The organism is Microbacterium sp. bgisy207, assembly GCF_057706855.1.
In genome coordinates this window covers 248,248-266,673 of sequence record NZ_JBYIPB010000001.1, presented here as the reverse complement: position 1 = coordinate 266,673, position 18,426 = coordinate 248,248, and the positions used below count along the sequence as shown (strand labels likewise).

The 18,426-nt window shown below is 68.1% G+C and carries 19 protein-coding genes; 8 read left to right on the top strand and 11 right to left on the bottom strand.

All coding sequences use genetic code 11. The features are described 5' to 3' along the window. Positions 1-2 precede the first annotated feature (2 nt). Complete coding sequence (locus AC3ENO_RS01240) at positions 3-305, bottom strand: Dabb family protein (protein ID WP_434968808.1); 303 nt, start codon at positions 303-305, stop codon at positions 3-5. Continuing rightward, complete coding sequence (locus AC3ENO_RS01235; RefSeq protein WP_434968863.1) at positions 302-571, bottom strand: glutaredoxin family protein; 270 nt, start codon at positions 569-571, stop codon at positions 302-304. The genes AC3ENO_RS01240 and AC3ENO_RS01235 overlap by 4 nt, the downstream gene beginning before the upstream one ends. Positions 572-654: 83 nt before the next feature. Here AC3ENO_RS01235 and AC3ENO_RS01230 point away from each other — a divergent pair, with 83 nt between their 5' ends. Next, positions 655-1,473 carry a tyrosine-protein phosphatase gene (locus AC3ENO_RS01230; protein ID WP_434968807.1) on the top strand — a complete coding sequence of 273 codons (819 nt, stop codon included), beginning with the start codon at positions 655-657 and terminating at the stop codon, positions 1,471-1,473. Positions 1,474-1,661: 188 nt separating this feature from the next. Further along, entirely contained in the window at positions 1,662-2,909 is a 1,248-nt protein-coding gene (locus AC3ENO_RS01225; protein WP_434968862.1) for a mechanosensitive ion channel family protein, read from the top strand. Between the two features lie 152 nt (positions 2,910-3,061). Here AC3ENO_RS01225 and AC3ENO_RS01220 read toward each other — a convergent pair whose 3' ends face one another. The 3 genes from AC3ENO_RS01220 to AC3ENO_RS01210 form a co-directional block, all read right to left on the bottom strand. Beyond that, positions 3,062-3,160 (bottom strand): 30S ribosomal protein bS22, encoded by a 99-nt coding sequence (locus AC3ENO_RS01220; protein ID WP_003792170.1) that lies wholly within the window; start codon positions 3,158-3,160, stop codon positions 3,062-3,064. A gap of 92 nt (positions 3,161-3,252) precedes the next feature. Continuing rightward, on the bottom strand, positions 3,253-3,444 hold the full coding sequence (locus AC3ENO_RS01215) for a helix-turn-helix domain-containing protein (RefSeq protein WP_127473071.1): 192 nt from the start codon (positions 3,442-3,444) through the stop codon (positions 3,253-3,255). 134 nt (positions 3,445-3,578) lie between these two features. Continuing rightward, entirely contained in the window at positions 3,579-3,989 is a 411-nt protein-coding gene (locus AC3ENO_RS01210; protein WP_434968806.1) for an ArsR/SmtB family transcription factor, read from the bottom strand. A gap of 91 nt (positions 3,990-4,080) precedes the next feature. Between AC3ENO_RS01210 and AC3ENO_RS01205 the strand changes: the two genes are divergently transcribed. After that, positions 4,081-5,517 carry a TrkH family potassium uptake protein gene (locus tag AC3ENO_RS01205; RefSeq protein ID WP_434968805.1) on the top strand — a complete coding sequence of 479 codons (1,437 nt, stop codon included), beginning with the start codon at positions 4,081-4,083 and terminating at the stop codon, positions 5,515-5,517. Next, the gene (locus AC3ENO_RS01200) at positions 5,510-6,181 is read left to right on the top strand and encodes a potassium channel family protein (RefSeq protein ID WP_434968804.1); all 672 of its coding nucleotides are present in this window, start codon (positions 5,510-5,512) and stop codon (positions 6,179-6,181) included. The genes AC3ENO_RS01205 and AC3ENO_RS01200 overlap by 8 nt, the downstream gene beginning before the upstream one ends. Positions 6,182-6,220: 39 nt before the next feature. Here AC3ENO_RS01200 and AC3ENO_RS01195 read toward each other — a convergent pair whose 3' ends face one another. From AC3ENO_RS01195 to proC, 3 genes are all read right to left on the bottom strand, one after another. Beyond that, the gene (locus AC3ENO_RS01195) at positions 6,221-6,808 is read right to left on the bottom strand and encodes a potassium channel family protein (protein ID WP_488185751.1); all 588 of its coding nucleotides are present in this window, start codon (positions 6,806-6,808) and stop codon (positions 6,221-6,223) included. A gap of 100 nt (positions 6,809-6,908) precedes the next feature. Then, on the bottom strand, positions 6,909-8,294 hold the full coding sequence (locus AC3ENO_RS01190) for a TrkH family potassium uptake protein (RefSeq protein ID WP_434968802.1): 1,386 nt from the start codon (positions 8,292-8,294) through the stop codon (positions 6,909-6,911). Between the two features lie 57 nt (positions 8,295-8,351). Continuing rightward, positions 8,352-9,188: a pyrroline-5-carboxylate reductase gene (proC, locus tag AC3ENO_RS01185; protein ID WP_434968801.1), complete on the bottom strand. Its 837-nt coding sequence runs from the start codon at positions 9,186-9,188 to the stop codon at positions 8,352-8,354. Positions 9,189-9,348: 160 nt separating this feature from the next. On the opposite strand from proC, the gene AC3ENO_RS01180 reads away from it, so the two are divergent. From AC3ENO_RS01180 to AC3ENO_RS01170, 3 genes are read left to right on the top strand one after another with little or no spacing between them, the layout of a single operon-like run. Next, the gene (locus AC3ENO_RS01180; RefSeq protein ID WP_434968800.1) at positions 9,349-10,461 is read left to right on the top strand and encodes an alpha/beta fold hydrolase; all 1,113 of its coding nucleotides are present in this window, start codon (positions 9,349-9,351) and stop codon (positions 10,459-10,461) included. Positions 10,462-10,503: 42 nt separating this feature from the next. Beyond that, a complete protein-coding gene (locus AC3ENO_RS01175) occupies positions 10,504-11,487 on the top strand; it encodes a cation diffusion facilitator family transporter (RefSeq protein WP_434968799.1) in 984 nt (327 codons plus the stop codon). A gap of 11 nt (positions 11,488-11,498) precedes the next feature. Then, positions 11,499-12,428, top strand: a complete 930-nt coding sequence (locus AC3ENO_RS01170) for an LLM class F420-dependent oxidoreductase (protein WP_434968798.1) — start codon at positions 11,499-11,501, stop codon at positions 12,426-12,428. A gap of 18 nt (positions 12,429-12,446) precedes the next feature. Here the strand turns inward: AC3ENO_RS01170 and AC3ENO_RS01165 are convergent, their stop codons facing one another. Further along, the gene (locus AC3ENO_RS01165) at positions 12,447-12,884 is read right to left on the bottom strand and encodes a nucleoside deaminase (protein WP_434968861.1); all 438 of its coding nucleotides are present in this window, start codon (positions 12,882-12,884) and stop codon (positions 12,447-12,449) included. Positions 12,885-12,943: 59 nt separating this feature from the next. Between AC3ENO_RS01165 and upp the strand changes: the two genes are divergently transcribed. Then, positions 12,944-13,576: a uracil phosphoribosyltransferase gene (gene upp / locus AC3ENO_RS01160; RefSeq protein WP_434968797.1), complete on the top strand. Its 633-nt coding sequence runs from the start codon at positions 12,944-12,946 to the stop codon at positions 13,574-13,576. Between the two features lie 20 nt (positions 13,577-13,596). On the opposite strand, the gene AC3ENO_RS01155 is transcribed toward upp, so the two are convergent. After that, a complete protein-coding gene (locus AC3ENO_RS01155) occupies positions 13,597-14,598 on the bottom strand; it encodes a magnesium and cobalt transport protein CorA (RefSeq protein ID WP_434968796.1) in 1,002 nt (333 codons plus the stop codon). Between the two features lie 45 nt (positions 14,599-14,643). After that, positions 14,644-18,339 (bottom strand): TM0106 family RecB-like putative nuclease, encoded by a 3,696-nt coding sequence (locus tag AC3ENO_RS01150; RefSeq protein WP_434968795.1) that lies wholly within the window; start codon positions 18,337-18,339, stop codon positions 14,644-14,646. Positions 18,340-18,426 lie beyond the last annotated feature (87 nt).

Here is an 18,426-nt window from a genome sequence, read left to right as displayed (position 1 = left end):
GCTCAGACCTCGAGATCGACGGCCATCCGCGCGGATGCGACGCTGCGGATGAAGCCCGCGACCTCCAGGTGCGCCGGATGGCGCTGGTACTCATCGAGCCCGGCGACGTCGTCGAAATCGGCGACGAGAGCGACGTCGGCATTCACCTCGGCATAGGCCACGTTGGGTCCGGCGCTGAGGGCACGGATGCTCGGAACGACACCCTCGAGGGACCGGAGCCGCTCGGCGATCCCGTGCGCGTTCTCGGCGCGGGCACGGTCATCGTCTCCCGTGACCGACCAGACGACGATGTGTCGGATCGTCATGACACCGGCTCCCGACTCGGCTCGAGTGCCTCCTTCAGCCGGGTCGCGTCGACCCGCCAATACGAATGCAGCCGTCCGTCAACGAGGATCACGGGAACCTTCTCCCCCCACTGTTCCCTCAGCGCCGGATCGGCGTCGACGGACACGTCGACCAGCTCAATCTGATCGGCGCGACTGTCGGGGAGATCAGCGAGCACCTGGTCGATGACGCCGCGGGCCACCTCGCACAGGTGGCACCCGTCGCGGCCGATGAGAGTGAGGGTCATCACGCACCCATCCTAGATCTGCCCCAGATCGCGAGGTCCCGAGGCACCCCGAAGCGTGGTCCCGCCGCGCCTACGCTGGAGGCATGACCTCGGTTTCGGCATCCGACTTCTCCGACCTCGCCCCCCAAGGAACGCACAACTTCCGCGATATCGGAGGGTTGCCGCTGTCGGCAGGCGGCGCGACCAGAACCGGGGTCCTGTACCGGTCAGATGCGCTCAGCGCGCTCACCGATCGAGGCCTCGAGCAGCTCGCGGGCTCGGATATCGGCGTCGTTGTCGATTTCCGTACGGCAATGGAGCAGCAGATGGCGCCGGACCGGCTCCCCGCATCGCGCCCGCCACACGTCGTCCAGCTCGGCGTACTCGAGGGAGCGATGGCAGGGATGGCGCAGCGCGTGTTGCGTTCCGCTTCGGCGGCCGGCGACCCGCAGGCAGCTTCGCGCATCATCGATGAGGCGCTCGCGCAGATCCCGCCCCTCCCGGACCTCTACGTGTCGATGCTCACGCACGGTGGGAGCGCCTTCGCCGAGACGGCACGCACCGTCGCTCGCTCCGAGGGCGCTGTCCTCGTGCACTGCACAGCGGGCAAGGACCGTACCGGCGTCGCGATCGCCCTGATCCTGGACGCGATCGGGGTCGAGCGCGACGCGATCGTCGCCGACTACTCCATCTCCGAGCGCAACCTCGCGGGCCCGTGGACGGATCGAATGTTCGCCATGCTCGAGGGGATGGGCCTGCCTCGCACGCCTGCACTTGACGACCTCGTCGCCGCGACCCCGCCGTCCGCCATCGTCACCGCGCTGGAGTGGGTCGCGGCGGAGCACGGTGGCTCGGCCGACTACCTCCGCTCAAGCGGCCTCACGGACGACGACGTCGACACCCTCCGCCGACGCCTCACCTGACCCGTACACCGCTGTCGTCGCATCCCGGGCAGCTGCGTCCCCGTGCCTCGGTATCCGTGGAGCCGGGTTGCGGGACCCCGGGCAGCGCCACGTAGCGTGGACGAAGACCCACGAGAGGGGAACGGATGCTTGACCAGCACGCGCTCGGGTGGCGAGCCGCCGTCGACGTCGCCGATGCCACGGCAACGGTGCTCGGCCCATGGATGGTGTTCGCGATCGCAGTTCTCATCGCACTGGCCGCCGGGCTTGTCCTCAGCCTGATCGTGTCGGGGGTGGTGGGGCTGGCGCTGCGGAAACGGTCGTGGGGGTCGAGCTTCGTTCGCCATTCCCGTCGCCCGTTCCGCACCATCGTCCTGATCATCGCGCTGTGGATCGCCGTTGACCAGTACTTCCCGCTGGGACTGGCCGGGGGCGATAGTGCCGACAACGCCGCGTGGGACGTCGTCATCGACCGCGTGGCAGCGATCGGATCGATCGCCGCCGCCGCGTGGCTGCTCATCGAGCTCGTGCGATTTGCGACCGAGATGGCGCTCGGCCACTACCGCATCGACGTGCCCGACAATCGCGTGGCACGGCGCATCCGCACCCAGGTCCTGATCCTCCGACGCGTCGCGATGGTGATCATCGTCGTCCTCGCGATCGGCGCCGCGTTGTTGACGTTCCCGTCGATCCAGGCCTTCGGCGCGAGCGTTCTGGCCTCCGCCGGTATCGCCTCGATCGTCGCTGGGCTCGCAGCGCAGTCTGTGCTCGCGAACATGTTCGCCGGCATCCAGTTGGTATTCAGCGAGGCGCTGCGGGTCGATGACGTCATCGTCGCCGATGGCCAGTGGGGTCGGGTCGGCGAGATCACCCTCAGCTACGTCGTGCTCGACCTCTGGGACGACCGCCGCCTCATCCTCCCGTGCACGTACTTCACCACAACGCCGTTCGAGAACTGGACACGCAAGGGCAGCGAACTGCTCGGAGCGGTAGAACTCGACGTGGACTGGCGGATCTCCACCGCCCGCATGCGCGAACACCTGCAGCGCGTGGTCGGCGAGACCGAGCTGTGGGACGGTCGCACAGCCGTGCTGCAGGTGACCGAAGCCACCGGCGGACTGGTGCGGGTGCGCATCCTGGTCACGGCTGCCAATGCGGGGACACTGTTCGACCTGCGGTGCCTGGTCCGCGAGGAGATGGTGGCCTGGGTGCGCCGCACCAATCCCGACGCCCTCCCGGTGCAGCGAATTCTGGTCACGCAGCCGGCCGAGGCCACCGAAGCCGAGAGTACGAACACCGGCGCGGCGGAGGGGCTGTTCTCGGGGAGCGCGCAAGGAGACGCGCGTGCCGCCCAGTACACCAACGCGATTCCCGTCCAGGATGGCGACCCCGACGGCGACGGTGACGAGGAGCCGGCCCGCCAGGAGTCGCCGAGGCAGGAGAAATCGGCCCGGTAGGACGATTCGGCGCGAGGCTGTCCTACGTCGGCGAGAACGCCTTCCTCCATGCGGCGGGTACCGCGGGTGAACGGTGCAGGATGCCGTCATGGGCACCACGCAAACACGAAGCGCCCGTCCATCGGACAGGCGCTTGGTGTAGTGGCCGCGACTTACTTCTTGTTGCGGCGCTGGTGGCGAGTCTTGCGAAGCAGCTTGCGGTGCTTCTTCTTCGCCATGCGCTTGCGGCGCTTCTTGATGACAGAACCCACGGAGAACCTCACAATGTCGGGGTCTGGGCGTCGAGCGCTGCGTGCGCTCTCGCCCGGGAACGGGCATGAATGGAAAAATGCCTCGGACTAGTCTAGCCGACGTCGGCGATCGGCCGCTGAAGGGCGGCTGTCACCGCCGATTCCGGCACGCGATAGCTGCGCCCGAAGCGCACCGCGGGCAGTTCACCGCTGTGCACGAGCCGGTAGACGGTCATCTTCGAGACGCGCATGAGCTCCGCCACCTCAGCGACCGTGAGGAAGCGCACGTCCGGCAGCTCTGCCATGGCCTCCCTTTCCGCACACCGCCCGCCGGCATCCGAAGCGACCGGCAGTAGCGAACACTCTAGAGCCTGCGCGAGACGCGTGTAAACCGGTGTGACTGCTGAGACGGATGTGCTGACCGCCGCTGCGCCGACTGCTATTCGGCTTGGCGGCCGGGGAGCTTGCGCCACGCGTTGGTGACGGCGTAGCGCGCGGATGCCGCGGCGCGTCCGACCGCCTCGGCGGCGTGCACCGCCGACTCGGGCAACGCGAGGGGCAGATCGACCTCGAGATCATCGTCGGTGGTGAGAAACGGCATCAGCCAGTCATCCACCTCATCGAGGGGCTCGGGCGAGAGGCTGTAGTAGCGGTGTTGCCCCTCTTCGCGGACGGACACGAGGTGGGCATCACGCAGCACCTTGAGGTGCTTGGACACGGTGGGCTGGCTCACCCCGAGCTCACTCACGATCTGGGACACGCTCGTCCCCGCGTCCGACTCGCGGTCGAGCAAGAGCCGCAGGATGTCGCGCCGGGTGCCGTCTGCGATCACGTCGAAGATGTCCGCCATGTGTTCAGGGTAGTCGCGCCCGCGCCCGGCAGTAGCATGAGGGGGCGATCCGGCCGAGCGAGAGACCAGCACGACACCAGGGAGGGTGGGGATGTCCGAAGGCGTGCGTGCAACGCCGCATCCCCTGCGCACCCTCGGACACCGACTGTTCGACGTGTTCCGCACGCTCGCGCAGAACTCCCCTTCGCGGTTCGCGATCTTCGTGTTCGTCGGCCTCATCCTGATCTTCACGGGCTTCTTCTCCCTGCCGATCGCCGCCGCCGACGGTCAGGTGACGCCGCTGGCTGACGCACTGTTCACCGCAGTCTCGACGATCTGTGTGACGGGATTGGCCACGGTCAACATGGCCACCCACTGGTCGCCGTTCGGGCATGTCATCATCTTCATCGGTGTGCAGATCGGCGCGATGGGTGTGCTGACTCTCGCCTCCATCCTGGGCCTGGTGATCTCACGGCGACTCGGCCTGCGGGCGAAACTCCTCGCCGCGGGCGACACCAATCCCCTGCGCAGCCATGGCGGGCCGGTCAACGAGAGCCAAACGGTAAGACTCGGGGAGATCGGCTCCCTGCTCCGCGTCGTGGCTCTCTCGACCCTGGTCATCGAGCTGGTGGTCGCGATCCTCCTGTACCCCGGCATGCTGGCATCCGGGATCGAATGGAACGTCGCCCTCTGGGAGGCCCCCTTCTACGCCGCGATGGCGTTCACGAACACCGGTTTCACACCCAACGTCGAGGGCGTGGCGGCCTTCGCCGACAACTACTGGGTCCTCACCGTCCTGATGGGCGGCGTCTTCCTCGGGTCCATCGGCTTCCCGGTGATCTTCGCGCTGCGCCGCGAGCTCTGGCATATCCGCCGCTGGCCGCTGCACACGAAGCTCACGCTGATCACGACGACGACCCTGTTCTTCGCCGGAGGCTTCATCTTCCTGGGGCTGGAGTTCAACAATCCCGCGACCCTCGGCAGCCTCGATGCCGCAGACACGACGATGCAGTCGTTCTTCCTCTCCGCGATGACCCGATCGGGCGGTTTCGCCGTACTGGACATGTCAGAGCTGAACGGGTCGAGCCAGATCGTCGCGATGATGCTGATGTTCGTGGGTGGCGGATCCGCCTCGACAGCCGGTGGCATCAAAGTCACGACTCTCGCGGTCATCGCGTTGGCCGTGTGGTCGGAGGCGAAGGGGCGCACCTCGACCCAGGTGTTTCGCCGCCGCATCCCGAGCGACGTGCTCCGCGTCGCCCTCTCGGTGCTCGCGTGGGGATCGACGATCGTCGCGGTGTCGACGGTCATCATCCTGCAGATCACGAAGGCCGATGTCGCATCGGTCCTGTTCGACGTCATCTCGGGGTTCGCGACCGTCGGACTGTCGACCGGACTGACCGAGCAGCTGCCGGACTCGGCGAAATACGTGCTGGCCGTGACGATCGTCATGGGGCGCGTTGGTACAGTGACACTCGCCGCGGCCGTGGCCGCGACATCCCGTTCGCAGCTGTATTCGCTGCCCGTGGAAAGGCCCATCGTTGGTTGAGCGCATCCGGAGCGACTCCCCCGTCCTGGTCATCGGGCTCGGGCGGTTCGGAGCCGCCTGCGCCGGCGAGCTGGATCGACTCGAACGCGAGGTGCTCGCGATCGACGAGAGCCTCGAGCTCGTGCAGAAGTGGTCGGAGCGCGTCACGCACACCGTGCAGGCCGACGCGCGCAACATCGACGCGCTCAAGCAGATCGGCGCTCAGGAGTTCCAAGTCGCGGTGGTCGCGGTAGGGTCCTCGATCGAGGCATCCGTGCTCATCACCGCCAACCTCGTGGACCTGAAGGTGCCGCAGATCTGGGCGAAGGCCGTCTCCCAGTCACACGGCAAGATCCTCGCTCGTGTGGGGGCCAACCACGTCATCTACCCCGAACGCGAAGCCGGCGAGCGCGTCGCCCACCTCGTGAGCGGGCGGATGCTGGACTTCATCAGGTTCGACGACGACTTCGTCCTCGCCAAGATGTATCCCCCGAAGTTCATCCGCGGTGTCGGCTTGAGCGAGTCCGGGGTTCGAACGAAGTACAACGTCACCGTCGTGGGGGTCAAGAGCCCCGGCAAGCCGTTCCGGTACGCGGAGGCGAACACCGTCGTGACCAATCACGACCTCATCATCGTGTCGGGCACCAACAGCGACATCGAGCGCTTCGCCGCCCTCGACCGCTGAGCCCCGCATCTGCGCCGCGGAACCCGACTCGCAAGGCCCTCAGCGCAGCTGCGCGAAAGCCTCGACTCGGTCGGTGGGGCCGACGATGAGGATGCTGTCGCCATGGGCGAGCACGGTCTCGTTGTCGGCGTTCATCCAGGGCTCGTCACCGTGCTTGAAGGCGGTCACCGTCACACCGTGTTTGCGCCGGAGGGTGGTCTGACCGAGCGGGGTCCCCACCACCAGGTCCGGTGTCGTGATCTTGGCCAGGGAGTACCCCGGCTCGATCTCGAGGTAGTCCTTCGCCGCACCGCGAACGAGGTGCGCGACACGGCGACCCATGTCCTTCTCGGGGTAGATCACATGGTGGACGCCGAGTTGCTCGAGGATCCGACCGTGTTGGTCGTCGACGGCCTTGGCCCAGATGACCGGAACCTTCAACTGGATGAGCAGCGATGCCGTGAGGATCGACGCCTTGAGGTCCTGACCGATCGCGATGACGACGCGGTCGAACTCGTCCACGGCGAGCTGGCGCAGCACCTCCACCTTGGTGGAGTCCGCGCGCACGACCTGCGTGAGCTCGCCGTTGTGCGCCTGGACGAGGTCCTCATCCGTATCGATGCCGAGCACTTCCGTGCCGGCGGCCATGAGCTCCCTGGCCAGGGAGCTGCCGAACCGTCCGAGTCCGATCACTGCGACGGAGTCCGCCTCCGCGATGCGTCGGGAGGAGTCGGCGAAGAGCGCGAACCTAACCAATGGCGGGCCTTTCCTTGGGGAGTTCATAGAGGATGCGGCGCTCACGCAGCGCGAGCGCGGAACCGAGAGTCAGTGGACCGAGGCGACCGAGGAACATCAGAATCACGAGGACGATATCGCCGCCGGGTGGCAGATCGGCGGTGATGCCCGTGCTCAGACCCACCGTCGCGAACGCGGAGATGACCTCGAAGAGGACCTCGTCAAACCCCCGTCCCGTCATGATCATGAGCGTGATGGTGCCGACCATGACCGCCCCTAGCGCGATGAGGACGACCGTGATCGCCTGCCGGTGAACAGCACGCGACAGGCGCTTTCCGAAGACGTTCACCGCTCCCTCGCCCCGCAGCTCGGTCCACATGATGAAGAACAGGACGGCGAAGGTCGTGACCTTGATGCCACCGGCGGTTCCCGCCGGGCCGCCTCCGATGAACATCAGCACGTCCATCCCGAGCCAGGTCTCGTCGTGCATCTGTCCGATGTCGACAGAGTTGAATCCGGCGGTGCGGGTCTGGACCGAGTGGAAGAATCCCATCAACACGCGGGCCGCCGGCGGGTACGTGCCGAAGGTGCGCTCGTTCGACCACTCAAGCAGCGTGATGTAGACGGTGCCGACCACCAGCAGGATGACGGTGCCCCACAGCATGATGCGGGTGTTCATGCTCCAGTGGAGCGGCCTGCGAAACTCCTTGCGCAGCTGCAGCAGCACGGGAAACCCGAGTCCACCGAGGATCACGGCGGCGCAGATCGGCAGCACGATGAACGGATCGGTCGCGAACGGGATGAGGTTGTCGGTGTAGAGCGCGAAGCCGGCGTTGTTGAACGACGAGACGGCGTGGAACAGCGCGTGCCAGGCGGCTTCCCCGATTCCGTACCCGTATCCGAAGAGGAACCTCGCGAAGAGGAAGAGAAAGACGACAGCCTCGATCGCGAGGGACATCAGCACGATTCCGCGGACGAGTCCCTTCACATCCCGCGTCGAGAGCGCACCCGCTTCGGCGGCAGCGGTCATCCGCGCGCGCACGCTGAACCTCCGGGCGATGAGCAAACCGACCATCGACGCGAAGATCATGATCCCCAGACCGCCGAGCTGGATCAGCAGCATGATCACCGCGAGCCCGAACCCGGTCCAGTGGGTCGCCGTGTCGACGACCGTCAGACCGGTCACGCACACCGCCGAGGTTGCCGTGAACAGGGCGTCGATGACATCCGTGCTGCGCCCGTCGACCGTTGAGATCGGCAGGAGCAGCAGGGCAGTACCGGCCAGGACAGCGCAGGCGAATCCGAACACGATCACCTGCGCCGGGTGCGGACGCCACCGGCCACGTCGTCCCGGCGGGGTCACCGCGGAGCGTCCCAACCACCAGCCCGACGCCGCCACGATCGAGAAGCATACGCCGCGCTCAGATCTGACGCGACGGCGTGACCGCGTGCCCGGTCAGGCGCCGGCGGCCAACTCGCGAGATCGGGCCAGCGCCGCATCCGTCGCCCGGCCGAACAGGTCGCTCAGCCCTGCATCCTGGAGCACGGCGATCGCCCGCTCGGTCGTGCCGTTGGGGCTGGTGACCTGCCGTCGCAACTCCTGCGGTGTCTCCCCGGATGCCTCCAGCAGCGCGCTTGCCCCGATGAAGGTCTGCTCCACCAGAAGTCGCGCCTGTTCCGGGGTGAAACCCTTGGCCTCGGCCGCGCGAGAGAGCTCCTCCATGAGCAGGTAGACGTACGCGGGTCCGGAGCCCGAAATCGTGCCGAGCGCGTCGATCTGCTCCTCGTCCAGCTCGACGACGACCCCGACGGTCTCGAAGAGCGCGCGGACCGTTGCCACGTCGTCGGCGCTCGCGCGGCTTCCGGCAGCGAGCCCGGTGACGGCACGGTTGACAAGCGCGGGGGTGTTGGGCATCGAGCGCAGCACGGAAACACTCTCCGGCAGGATCGCCTCGTACGTGGCGGTCGTGACCCCTGCCGCGAGACTCACGACGATCGTCCCCGCGCGCAGTGACGGGGTGATCTCGCGGAGCAGATCGGGAACCATCGCGGGCTTGACTCCCACGAGCACGACATCCGCTTCGGCCGCAGAGGTGCGGTTGCGCTCGGGATGCTCGCCCAGTGCGTAGCTGCGGATGCCCGGGACACCGGCGAGCAGGGCGGCCTTCTCCCGCGACCGATTGGTCGCGATGACGTCGGCAGATCCGGACGCGGCGACCCCCCGCGCAATCGCGCCCCCCATGGATCCTGCTCCGAGGACGGCGACGACGGGAGAGAGCGCGGGGAAGGTCATGGCGACATCCTAGGCGGGCGCATTCTGTCAATATTCACGCTCGGCGTCTCCCCTCCGGCGGCAGGTGCGGGCTATCGTCGGAAGAGGCGGTGCACCGGTCGCACCGCATCCGCCCTGGATCACCCCGGACCCAGCGGCACTCGAGAACCAAGGATCCGCTATGACGCTTTTCGATGGGATCGTCTCCCGCACCATCGATACCCCCCGCCTTGCCGTGAACATCCTGGAGCGCACCGGCGACGATCCGGCGACGCCCGCCGACCGGACTGTCGTGTTCGTCCACGGGAACGTGTCGTCGGCACTGTTCTGGCAGGAGATGATGCAGGACCTGCCGTCGGACCTTCGCGTCATTGCGATCGATCTGCGCGGCTTCGGTGGCAGCGAGAGCCTGCCCGTGGATGCCACGCGCGGCGTCCGGGACTTCAGCGACGACGTGTTCGCGACCATGGAGGCTCTAGGCATCCCGACCGCGCACTTCGTCGGCTGGTCGATGGGGGGCGGCGTCGTCATGCAGTACGCGCTCGACCACCCGGTGCTGAGCCTCACGCTCCAGGCGCCGGTCTCCCCCTACGGCTTCGGCGGGACCCGCCGTGACGGCAGCCGCCTGACCGACGACGACGCCGGCACGGGCGGCGGCGGCGGCAACCCGGACTTCGTCGAGCGGCTCAACGCCGGTGACACGAGTGATGAGGCACAGACATCACCACGCAGCGTCTTCCGCTCCGGCTATGTCGCACCCGGCTACAGCAGCGAGCACGAGGATGTGTGGGTGCAGTCAATGCTGACGACCTCCACCGCATCCGGCAACTACCCCGGCGACGGTGTTCCCAGCGAGAACTGGCCGGGCTTCGCCGCGGGGACCGTCGGGGTGCTCAACACCATGGCCCCGAAGTACTTCAACACCTCGTCGATTGTGGACCTCGAGCCGAAGCCGCCGATCCTGTGGGTCCACGGCACCGCCGACGCGATCGTGTCGGACACGTCGTTCTATGACCTGAACTACCTCGGACAGATCGGGGTCGTGCCCGGGTGGCCTGGGGAAGACGTCGCCCCCGCGCAACAGATGGTGTCCCAGACGCGGGATGTGCTCGAGGCATACGCCGCCGCGGGAGGTCACGTCGAGGAGTTGAGCCTCGAGGGCGTCGGACACTCGCCGCATCTCGAGCGCCCAGCCGATGTCCGCGCGGCGCTGTTGAAGGTCATCGGGTACGTCGGTCAGCCGCCCACGTCGCTGCCGGCCACCGAGACGATCATCCTCCGCTCCGCCGACTGATCTGTCTCCGCCCTGTCACGCGGCGGGCATAGAATCGCGCGCATGAGCGCATCGGGCGGCAACCGCGCGATCATCGCGGCGTTCCTCGCCAACATGGGGATCGCGTTGTCGAAGTTCGCCGCGTGGTTCTTCTCGGGGTCGGCCGCAATGCTCGCCGAGGCCATCCACTCGGTCGCCGACTCGGGAAACCAACTTCTCCTGTTGCTGGGCGGGCGCCAATCGCGCCGAGCGGCGGACGCGGAACACCCGTTCGGCTACGGCCGCGAGCGCTATGTGTACGCGTTCGTGGTGTCCATCATCCTGTTCTCGGTCGGCGGCCTGTTCTCGATCTACGAGGGCGTGGACAAGCTGACGCACCCCCACGAACTCGAGAACGTCTGGCTCCCGGTGACCGTGCTGCTGATCGCCGTCGTCCTGGAGTCGTACTCGCTGCGCACGGCCATCCACGAGAGCAACCTCGTGCGGACGAAGGGCCAATCCTGGGTCTCGTTCGTCCGCCACGCGAAGGCGCCGGAACTGCCGGTCGTGCTGCTCGAGGACGTCGCAGCGCTGACCGGGCTCGTGTTCGCGCTGTTCGGCGTGGGAATGTCGTGGCTGACCGGCAATCCTGTCTTCGACGCGATCGGAACGCTCATGATCGGCACCCTGCTGATCCTCGTGGCCCTCACGCTCGGGATCGAGACGAAGAGCCTGCTGGTCGGTGAGGGGGCGACGCGGGCTGACCGGGACCACATCGTCGCGGCGATCGAGAACAGCGGCAGCATTGAGCGACTCATCCACCTCAAGACGCTCTACCTCGGACCCGACGAGCTCATGGTCGCCGGCAAGCTCGGATTCGCGCCCGACAAGACGCTCCGCGAGGTCGCCGCCGACATCGACGTCATCGAGGCGCGGGTTCGCGAAGCGGTCCCGATCGCTCGCGTCATCTACTTCGAACCCGACATCTACCACGCACCCGGGGAACCGCGAACGGATGCCGGAGCCCACGACGCCACCGTGACCGACCGCACGAGCACGCATCCCTGAGAGAGACCGGCATGGAGTACTGCATCTTCACCGAACCCCAGCAGGGGTTCTCGTACGCGCAGCAGGTGGCAAGCGCCCAGCTGACCGAGCGGCACGGATTCGACGGCTGGTTCCGATCGGATCACTATCTCGCGATGGGCGACGGTGACCCGCTTCCAGGACCGACGGATGCCTGGACGACGCTGGCAGGACTCGCGCGGGAGACCGAGCGCGTGCGCCTGGGCACTCTCGTATCGCCGGTCACCTTCCGTCACCCCGGTGTCCTCGCGATCCAGGTCGCGCAGGTGGATGAGATGTCGAACGGCCGCGCCGAGCTCGGACTCGGCGCAGGCTGGTTCGCGCAGGAGCACAGCGCATACGGCATCCCGTTCCCGTCACGACGCTTCGGTCTGCTCGAAGAGCAGCTCGCCATCGTGACCGGACTCTGGCAGACGCCGGTGGGGTCGACCTTCGACTTCGACGGCGCCCACTACCGACTGGAGCGCTCGCCGGCACTCCCCAAGCCGATTCAGTCGCCGGTTCCGGTGATCGTCGGCGGTGCGGGCCCCGCGCGAACGCCGGCGCTGGCCGCGCTGTTTGCGACGGAGTTCAATATCGGGTTCCAGCACGAAGACCGCATTGCGGAGAGCTTCGCGCGCGTGCGGGCCGCATGTGAGCAGATCGACCGCGATCCGGACTCCCTCAGGCTGTCGGTGGCGCTGCCGACCGTCGTTGCGCACGACGATGTCCTGCTGGATCGCCGCCTGGCCGCGATCGGCCGCGAGAGGTCGAGCGTGGAGGGTGAGGCGATGTTCCTCGGCGGGCGCGAGCAGATCGCCGCGAAGGTCGAACGCCTGGCCTCGCTCGGAGCCTCACGGATCTACTTCCAGCAGATGGATCTGACCGATCTCGAGCAACTGGACGAGCTGGGCACCGAGATCCTGCCGCACCTGCCTCGCTAGCCCTCGTCCCGGGCCGGATCAGCCGTCGCGCCGAGCGGCGAAGAAGTCCCGCAGCACGGATGCCGCGGCATCCGCCTCGACTCCGGCGATCACCTCGGCGCGCACCGGCAACCGGCGGTCGCGCACGACGTCATACTGCGATCCCGCCGCTCCCGCCTTCTCATCCCAGGCCCCGAACACGAGACGAGACACATGGGCCTGAAGGAGCGCTCCGGCGCACATCAGGCACGGCTCGAGTGTCACCACGAGTGTGCATCCCTTGAGATTCCAGGAGCCTGTCGCCCGCGCCGCCTCCCGCAGCGCCACCACCTCTGCGTGAGCGGTGGGATCGGTCGTCTGCGCGCGGGCGTTCCGCCCCTCTCCGATGATGCGGCCGGCAGTATCCGTGACAACGGCCCCGACCGGGACCTCGCCGGCGGCGGCGGCGTCTCGCGCGAGCTCGAGGGCACGGCCCATCGCCGCACGGTCGGCGTCGGCGTGGGTCACGTCACGAGCCTAGGACTACTCTGAGGCGTATGCGCTTGCACGTCGCCGACCATCCGCTCATCACGCACAAGCTCACGGTCCTCCGGGACGAGCGCACGAGTTCGCCCGTGTTCCGCCAGTTGACCGAGGAACTCGTGACGCTGCTGGCGTACGAGGCCACACGAAGTGTGCGGGTGTCGCAGATCGAGATCCGTACTCCGGTCACCACGACGACCGGCGTCAAGATCAGCGAGCCGCGCCCGATCGTAGTTCCCATTCTGCGGGCCGGACTAGGCATGCTCGAGGGAATGGTCAAGCTCCTGCCGACTGCGGAGGTCGGCTTTCTCGGCATGGTCCGCAACGAGGAGACCCTCGAGCCGACGACCTACGCGGAACGTCTGCCGTCAGATCTGAGCGATCGACAGTGCTTCGTGCTGGATCCGATGCTCGCAACGGGCGGCTCGCTGGGGATGGCGATCGACTTCCTGTTCGATCGCGGTGCGCAAGACGTCACCGCGATCTGCCTCCTGGGGGCGCCGGAGGGAGTCGCCGCGATCGAGGAACTGGTCGGCGATCGCGACGTGACTCTCGTTCTCGGCGCCGTCGACGAGCGCCTGAACGAGCGTGGGTACATCGTCCCCGGGCTCGGTGACGCCGGCGACCGCCTCTACGGGACGGTCTGACCCGGCTCTGGCGAGGTTCGCTAGAGCCACTTCCGTGAGCGGAAGATCGCGTACAACCCGCCCGCAAACGCCAGCATCGCCCCGATCGCCATCGGGTAGCCCCACGGCCAGTGGAGTTCCGGCATGTAGTCGAAGTTCATCCCGTAGATCCCCGCGATGAGACTGGGCGCGAAGATGATCGCCGCCCACCCCGAGATCTTCTTGACCTGTTCGTCCTGCCGAATCGAGACCTCGGTGTGGTGACGGGCGACGAGAGCCGAGTGCACCGTGAGGGCTTTGTCGAGCAGAGCCTGGGACGCCTGCACGCGCTCGCTGACGCGGGTCACGTTGTCGAGCACGTCACGCATGTGCCTGCGGAGTTCGAGATCGACGTCGAACTTCTCGTAGGCGCGGCGCAGCCACTCGATCATCCCGAGGAGGGGATGGACCGCGCGTCCGAACGCCGCGGCCTCGCCGTAGAGCTCGTAGATGCGACGCGACAGCATGTCGTCGTTGCCCTCACCGAACAGTTGGTCCTCGATCTCGTCGACGTCGTTCTCGATGCCCTCGATCACGGGCTCGTACTCGTCCACGACGCGATCGAGCACGGCGTAGAGCACCGCTTCCGAGCCCAGCCGCAGGAGCTCTGGGGAGTGCTCGAGACGCTGCCTGACTGCGGCGAGGTCCGGCGATTCGGCCAGGCGGATGCTGATCACGAACCCGTGACCCACGAACAGGTGGACTTCGCCGAACTCCACTCGCTCCCGGACGTCGTCGTAGCGTGCCGGACGGAGCACGACGAACAGGGTGCGGTCGTACCGCTCGACCTTCGCACGCTGGTGGCCGGTGGAGCCGTCTTCGACCGCGAGCGGATGCAGGTCGAACTCGCGCGAGACGGAGTCCCACTCCTCGGGAGTCGGCCGGTACAGGCCGATCCACGCGAAGCCGTGGAGTTCCTGGCGCAGCCGGTACGCCTCCTCCAGTGAGGCGGGGCTCTCGACGCGGACCCCGTCGACGTAGATGGCGCTGTCGATCACTGGCATGGTGCACTCCCGAAGTCCGAGACGTGTGTGCGTCTCGGCCGGATCCTAGCCGACGCCGGTATCGCCGCCGGGAACGACAGCGGCTGCGCCGGCCACGGCCGCGCCCCTCCCCGCCGTGGGCGTGACATCGCCCGGCACCGCGCCGACGAGTCGGGCGAACCCGCTGAGGCGAGCGACCCCCTCCGGCGTGCGCGGCAGGTCATCGAGCAGACCCGGCGAATACACGAGATAGGCCGTATGCATCGCGCGCGAGATCGCGACGTTGAGGCGGTTGCGCAGCAGCAGGAACTCCAGGCCGCGGGGAGCGTCTCGCCCCGAGGATGCTGCGAGCGAGACGATCGCGACGGCAGCTTCCTGCCCCTGGAAGCGATCGACGGTCCCCACCGGGATCTCGGGGAAGCCCGCGGCCGCGAGCGCGCGCTCGACGAGCACCTGCTGCGCGTTGTAGGGCGTCACGACGATGATGTCGGTGTCGCGCAGCGGCCGGGGCGCGCACACGAGTGCTCGGTCATCGTCGTCGACCTCGACATCCGTCCACGACCGGCCGATGAGGTCGCGCACGATCGCGACGACGGTCTCGGCCTCCTCCGGTGACTGCGTGGCGCGGCCGCGATGCCGCACCGGGACGGGTCGGACCCCGGGCGCGATCCCCTCGATGCGACGCAGCGCCGTGCTGGGGTGTGCCCGCAGAGCTCCCCGGTACGAGAGCCCGGACACGGGATCGGTCACGGCGGGGTGCATTCGCCGAGTCGCGGCGAGGAAACGGCCGAAGCTCGGGGGGATGACATCCTCGCCGTCCATCACCCACCCCAGCGCTGAGGTGTCCACCGGCTCCGGATGCGTGCCCTGACTGACCTGCGGAAGCTGCTGCGGGTCACCGATCAGCAGCAGCCGCGGGGAGGCGACCGAGACCGCGATCGTGGACGCCAGCGAGAACTGACCCGCTTCGTCGATGACGAGGAGGTCGAGGCTTCCGCGCGGCACTCGTCCTTCGTGGCTGAAGTCCCACGCGGTACCGCCCACGACGAACCCACCCTGGGCGTTCTCCGCGGCGAACGCCGGGATGCCGTTCTTGGGGATCACGGTGAACGGGGCATCGGCGTCGGCATCCTTCGGCGCCTTCGCGACGCGAGAAGCGGGGACCCCGGCGGCGATCACGCGCGCCAGCATGTGCTCGACGACCGCGTGCGATTGGGCCACGACCCCCACGCGGAAGCCGTAGCCGGACACGAGTCGCTCGATGACGTGCGATCCGACGTAGGTCTTGCCGGTGCCGGGCGGACCCTGCACCGACAGGGCACTGTGATCGAGCCGCCGCACCGCATCGACGAGGACAGCCACGTCGTCGCTCGCGGCGCTCGGATCGGCGGGGACGGACGCGGCGGCGCTGCCGACGGCATCGGCTACGAAGCGTGCGGGGAGGCGGCGCAGGATGTCGGATGCCGGGTCCCGAGGGAAACCGGGGGAGGCATCGATGACCGCCGCAGCCCACGCATCGATCGCCGTCTGCTGGTTCGCTGCTCGAGGCGGCGCGGCGGGCGTCAACGCGATCGGCAGGTCCTGCCACGTCAGTCCCTCGACCGCGCGTTCCTCGATGACGACGCCGTCCTCGAGCTCCTCGATGACGCTCACCCGGTGGTCGGCGTGGATCCACCGCGGGGAAGCCTCGAAGGGGAACGGAGCCGGAAGCTCGTAGATCGCGAACGGTTCGGCGCCGGGCCGCAGGCGCGTACCCGGCGCGAGCTCGCCCCGCACCTCGATGATGCGCCGGTCCGAGCGCGATCCCTCGGGCCGGTGCCAGTCCTCGCGGACGCGGGATCGCCCGGGGTCGATCGCGACCACATCCCGTGTGTCCTCCCACAGCGACATCGGCTCGCGCAGCCGGAGGTAGTGGGTGGCCCAGAACGACTTGGCCTCTCTCGGGTAGTAGTCGATCGCCGCGGCGGCAAGGCGCAGCGCCTGAGCGTCGGCCTCGGACGTCGTCTCGCCGGCCAGGCGCAGGAGCGTCGTCGCCTGCGGCGAGGGCTCGTAGCCCGTCTCGCTGGGCTCGGGGTTGGCGGCGGGACGCCGACCCGTCTCCCGCGCGCGATCGACCAGCCAGTCGCGCAGCCGCCGGGTCGAGACGCAGTCATAGCGGTTGTACTCGGCGATGTCGTCGAGGATGAGACCGGCCGCATCCGTGTCGCCGTCTTCCGCAAGGGCGCGCGCCTCGACATAGCGCACGATCGAATCATCCCCGCGCTGCACATCGCTCGTGCGCACCTCGGCCCCCATGTACAGGGGTTCCAGCTTCTTGATCGAATACGATCGCGAACCCACGCGCAGAGCGCGCCGAACGACGGGGTAGAGATCGACGAAGACGCCATCCCGCAGGAGCCGGTCGACCTCGGCCTCACGCACGCCGTAGCGGGCAGCCATGTGCAGCAGGTGCGTCGGCTCATAGGGCGCGTAGTGGTAGATATGCATGTCGGGATGCGCACGCCGGCGCAGCGCGACCATGTCGAGGAAGGCCTCGAGCGCGGCCCGTTCCTCATCGAACGAGTGGGCCCACAGGGCGCTGTACTGCTCTCGGTCATCCACCCAGCCGAACAGGTAGTCCAGACCCCAGGAGATCGTCTGCTCGCGGCCGGACGGGTCGCGATCGCCGGACTCCGTGTAGAGGGGGTCGCCCTCGAAATCGAAGAAGAGGTCGCCGTGGTCGGGCCGCGGCAGCGCCGCCAGGGCGGCGGGCGCGACCACTTCGTACGGAGGGGGCGCGGGGATGTGAGCGACGGGGTCACCGCCGTCTGCGGCACCGGGTCCCGGGCGCTCCCCGACCGCGCCTGCGGGCGCAGCGAAGGCTCCGACGCCGGCGGGAGTCTGCAGCTGCAGCCGAGCCTGCGTCCGCAGCATCGCGAACGTGTCGGGGTTCATCCCCGAGGGTGCCGCGTCAGCCGCAGCAAGCTCGTCGATCGTGCGGATGCCCGCGGCGTGCATGCGCTCTCGCTGCACGGGACGGATGCCGGCGACCAGAAGCAGATCCCGCGTCGCGACGACCTCGAGTTCGCATGTGGGGCACCGTCCGCAGGCGACGACACCCAGCTCGCCGCGGGGATCGTCCCACGCGATCGGGACGGATGCCGCCTGCCGGTCGGCCAGCAAGGCGCGCAGGCGGTCGCGGCGGAGCGCATAGACAGGAGCGAGATCGTCGACCCGGTGCGTACTGGTGGTCCCGTCACCGAGCAGCAGCTGTACCTCATCCGCCCGCGGCACCCCGAGCTTGTCGAGGCGGTCGACGTATGCCGCAAGCTGCATGAGGGCCGTGACCCGGGCGTGGCGCGCAAGTTTCGTGTCCTGCACGACCCAGCGCCCGTCCGACCCGCGCAGGAGGAAGTCGGCAAAGCCGACGAACTCGTCGTCGGCGAACGTCGCCTGGTAGATGACGGCCGCGCGGTCTGAGCGCAGGGCCTCGTTCGTCAGCGAAACGGCGCGCGCGAGCGCGTCTGCATCCGACGAGGAGGTTTCGGGGATCTCGACGACGGCGGCACCGAATCGCTCCCGGTACGCGGCGAGTGTGCGGCGTTCGTGCACACCGCCGAGCCGACCGGCCCGCTCCAGGGTGAGGTCGATCGGATCCTCGACGGGATCGATCCGGCCGAGTTTCGCGTCGACGGCCCGAACCCAGGCGAACTCGCACTCGGCTGCTGCCTTGAGGTCGCTCGCGCTCCAGACGAATCGACGCTCCTGCTCGATGTATCGCATGATGCCTTTCCGCCTCCGACGATAGTCGGGGCATCCGACACCCTCGATGACGCCCGCACGCCGAGGGACGCGAGGTGCGAGACTGGG

Bases quoted from the DNA above. Each gene is read 5' to 3' on its own strand.
- AC3ENO_RS01210 (WP_434968806.1), bottom strand. From the start codon at position 3,989: ATGGCGGACATCTTCGACGTGATCGCAGACGGCACCCGGCGCGACATC.
- AC3ENO_RS01205 (WP_434968805.1), top strand. From the start codon at position 4,081: ATGTCCGAAGGCGTGCGTGCAACGCCGCATCCCCTGCGCACCCTCGGA.
- AC3ENO_RS01195 (WP_488185751.1), bottom strand. From the start codon at position 6,808: ATGGCCGCCGGCACGGAAGTGCTCGGCATCGATACGGATGAGGACCTC.
- proC (WP_434968801.1), bottom strand. From the start codon at position 9,188: ATGACCTTCCCCGCGCTCTCTCCCGTCGTCGCCGTCCTCGGAGCAGGA.
- AC3ENO_RS01150 (WP_434968795.1), bottom strand. From the start codon at position 18,339: ATGCGATACATCGAGCAGGAGCGTCGATTCGTCTGGAGCGCGAGCGAC.
- AC3ENO_RS01235 (WP_434968863.1), bottom strand. From the start codon at position 571: ATGACCCTCACTCTCATCGGCCGCGACGGGTGCCACCTGTGCGAGGTG.
- AC3ENO_RS01170 (WP_434968798.1), top strand. From the start codon at position 11,499: ATGGAGTACTGCATCTTCACCGAACCCCAGCAGGGGTTCTCGTACGCG.
- AC3ENO_RS01230 (WP_434968807.1), top strand. From the start codon at position 655: ATGACCTCGGTTTCGGCATCCGACTTCTCCGACCTCGCCCCCCAAGGA.
- AC3ENO_RS01165 (WP_434968861.1), bottom strand. From the start codon at position 12,884: ATGGGCCGTGCCCTCGAGCTCGCGCGAGACGCCGCCGCCGCCGGCGAG.
- AC3ENO_RS01215 (WP_127473071.1), bottom strand. From the start codon at position 3,444: ATGGCAGAGCTGCCGGACGTGCGCTTCCTCACGGTCGCTGAGGTGGCG.
- AC3ENO_RS01240 (WP_434968808.1), bottom strand. From the start codon at position 305: ATGACGATCCGACACATCGTCGTCTGGTCGGTCACGGGAGACGATGAC.
- AC3ENO_RS01180 (WP_434968800.1), top strand. From the start codon at position 9,349: ATGACGCTTTTCGATGGGATCGTCTCCCGCACCATCGATACCCCCCGC.
- upp (WP_434968797.1), top strand. From the start codon at position 12,944: ATGCGCTTGCACGTCGCCGACCATCCGCTCATCACGCACAAGCTCACG.
- AC3ENO_RS01155 (WP_434968796.1), bottom strand. From the start codon at position 14,598: ATGCCAGTGATCGACAGCGCCATCTACGTCGACGGGGTCCGCGTCGAG.
- AC3ENO_RS01175 (WP_434968799.1), top strand. From the start codon at position 10,504: ATGAGCGCATCGGGCGGCAACCGCGCGATCATCGCGGCGTTCCTCGCC.